Source organism: Candidatus Protofrankia californiensis (assembly GCF_900634765.1).
Lineage (GTDB): Bacteria > Actinomycetota > Actinomycetes > Frankiales > Frankiaceae > Protofrankia > Protofrankia californiensis.
Map to the genome: position 1 here is coordinate 1 of NZ_CAAAFT010000080.1, position 2,742 is coordinate 2,742.

Annotated in this window: 2 protein-coding genes; one reads left to right on the forward strand and one right to left on the reverse strand. The window is 65.9% G+C overall.

The window, feature by feature from the left end:
• A partial coding sequence (locus DD1DGNOD_RS28790; protein ID WP_131769557.1) for a TerD family protein occupies nt 1–915 on the forward strand: 915 nt, incomplete at its 5' end.
• 146 nt (nt 916–1,061) lie between these two features.
• Here the strand turns inward: DD1DGNOD_RS28790 and DD1DGNOD_RS04945 are convergent.
• Entirely contained in the window at nt 1,062–2,258 is a 1,197-nt protein-coding gene (locus DD1DGNOD_RS04945) for an acyl-CoA dehydrogenase family protein (RefSeq protein ID WP_131769558.1), read from the reverse strand.
• Nucleotides 2,259–2,742 lie beyond the last annotated feature (484 nt).

The window sequence follows — 2,742 nt, forward strand, 5'->3', positions numbered from 1 at the left end:
CCCTCGGGGGGAGGGTCCCAGCGGGGTGCGCCGCCGGCCGGATCGGGAGGTCAGCCCCAGTGGGGGACGCCGTCGGGGCAGCCCGCACAACCCGCCGGGGCGGGCGGAGGTTGGGGCGCACCCCCACCACCACCGGCTCAGCCACCCCAGCCGACCCAGCCGTGGGGGCAGCCTGCACCGGCGCAGCCCGGCGGGCAGCAACAGTACTGGGGTACGCCGCAGGGCCAACAGCAGGCTCCGCCGCCCCCGCAGAGCGGTTGGGGAGCCGGCCAGCCTCCGGCCCCGCAGGGTTGGGGTGCTCCGCCGCCCCCACCGGTTACCGGCGGGGGCGGCGCGCCCGTGAACCTGGACAAGGGCCGGGTTTCCCTGCGCAAGGGCCAGAGCGTCTCGCTGGTCAAGAGCGGTGCTCCGCCCCTGACCCGGGTGCGGATGGGCCTCGGCTGGGATCCGGCATACAGCGGGCGCCAGATCGACCTGGACGCCTCCTGCATCCTGTTCGACAACCGGGGTAAGGACGTGGACAAGGTGTGGTTCATGTCCAAGAAGGGCGCCCGCGGCGCGGTTCGCCATTCCGGCGACAACCTCACCGGTGCCGGTGAGGGCGACGACGAGACCATCTTCGTCGATCTTTCCGCGCTCCCGCCGAACGTCGAAACCCTGGTCTTCACGGTGAACAGCTTCCAGGGTCAGCAGTTCACCGAGGTCCGCAACGCCTTCTGCCGGTTGATCGACGACTTCACCGGCGCCGAACTCGTCCGGTTCGACCTGTCCGAATCGAAGCCGCAGACCGGGCTCGTCATGTGCAAGGTGGCTCGTCAGCACGGCGGTCCGAACTGGACGATGACCGCCATCGGTGAGTTTCACGACGGCAAAACCGTACGCGCGATGGTCGGCCCGTCCAAGCAGTACCTGTAGGCCGGCGGCCCGGTGGTCCGGGCTGGATGTCGGGTGACGACCGGAACCGCTCCCGGTCATCACCCGACATCCGCCGGCATTTGGCCGTCTGCCGGTGTTCGGCCGTCTGCCGGTGTTGAAGTCATCCGCCGGTGTTGACGTGCGGCTTACGACAGTTTGTAGTCCCGCAGCAGCGCACGGCTGATAATGCGCTTCTGCACCTCGGACGTGCCCTCGCCGATGAGCATGAACGGCGCCTCGCGGAAAAGCCGCTCGATCTCGTATTCCTTCGAGTAGCCGTATCCACCGTGGATGCGGAAAGAATCGGTCGTCACCTCGTAGCAGTACTCGCTGGCAAGATACTTGGCCATTCCGGCCTCGACGTCGTTGCGCTGGCCGCTGTCCTTCTTGCGGGCCGCGTTCACCATCATCAGGTGGCCGGCCTCGACCTTGGTCGCCATCTCCGCCAGCTTGAAGGCGATTGCCTGGTGGTCGACGATCTGCTTACCGAAGGTCCGGCGCTGTTGGGCGTAGGCGATGGCCAGCTCGAATGCCCGGATCATGATGCCGCAGGCGCGGGCCGCGACATTGACCCGGCCGACCTCCACACCGTCCATCATCTGGTAGAAGCCCTTACCGCGGCCGTCCGTGCCGCCGAGGATCGACGATGCCGGTACCCGGTGGTTGTCGAGCACCATCTCGGTGGTCTCGACCCCCTTGTAGCCGAGTTTGTCGATCTTCCCGGGGATTGTGATGCCGCCGTGGGTGCCGAACCCGGGTTCTTTTTCCAGCAGGAACGTCGTCATGTTCCGGTAGACGGAGTCGGCCCCCTCGTCGGTCTTCACGAGAGTCGCGACGAGGCCGGCACGGGCACCGTTCGTCAGCCACATCTTCTGGCCGTTGACGAGGTAGTCGTCACCGTCGGGAGTGGCCCGGGTGGTGATCGCGGACACGTCCGAACCGCAGCCGGGCTCGCTCATCGAGAAAGCACCGCGGACCTCCCCGGTCGCCATTTTCGGCAGGAGTCGCTGCTTCTGTTCCGGCGTGCCGTGCTGAATGATGAGGTAGGCGACTATGAAATGTGTGTTGATTACACCCGACACGCTCATCCAGCCACGGGCGATCTCCTCGACGACCAGGGCGTAGGTGAGCAGTGATTCACCGAGCCCGCCGTACTCCTCGGGAATGGTGATCCCGAACAGCCCCATCTCCTTCATGGCCTCGACGATCGCCTCGGGGAACTCGTCCTTGTGTTCGAGTTCCGTGGCGTACGGCAGAATCTCCTTGTCGACGAATATACGCACAGCCGACAAAATGTCGGCCTGGACGTCGGTCAGACCGTCGGTCTGCGCGATCCTGCCCATCGTGTCCGCTTCCCCTCTCGCCGTATCGTGGCCGACCCATACCACTTCCGTACCAACCGTCGGGAATCACATGCGGGCCGTCACATACTTATGAGGAGTATCACGGCATTCGGGGACGGGCGCCAGCGACGATAACGATCATTCCCTGTCTGTCACCACCCGCACCGTCACCACCCGCACCGTCACTTCGCGACGGCGCGGGTCCCCGGTCGTGACGGCGCAGGAGCCCGCCGTCCTCCGCCCCGCGGAACGCCATCTGGATCATTACCCGTATCGGCAATCACTGCCCGTATCAGACGATATCGGCTGGATAGCGCCTAAAATAGCCCCGAGGGGGCTCGATGCGGTGGGTGTTGGCATACCCGTTGTGCCTCCGGAGGTGCGGTGCTCTCGGTTCTTCGCAAGGTCCACCAAGGGCCGGTTACCAAGGTCCACCAGAGGCCGGTTACCTGGCGGCACCTGGCTGCGGCCACCACGATGATCG

What these genes read in the sequence shown, in the direction of transcription:
- DD1DGNOD_RS04945 (WP_131769558.1), bottom strand. Translation starts at nt 2,258, where the DNA reads ATGGGCAGGATCGCGCAGACCGACGGTCTGACCGACGTCCAGGCCGAC.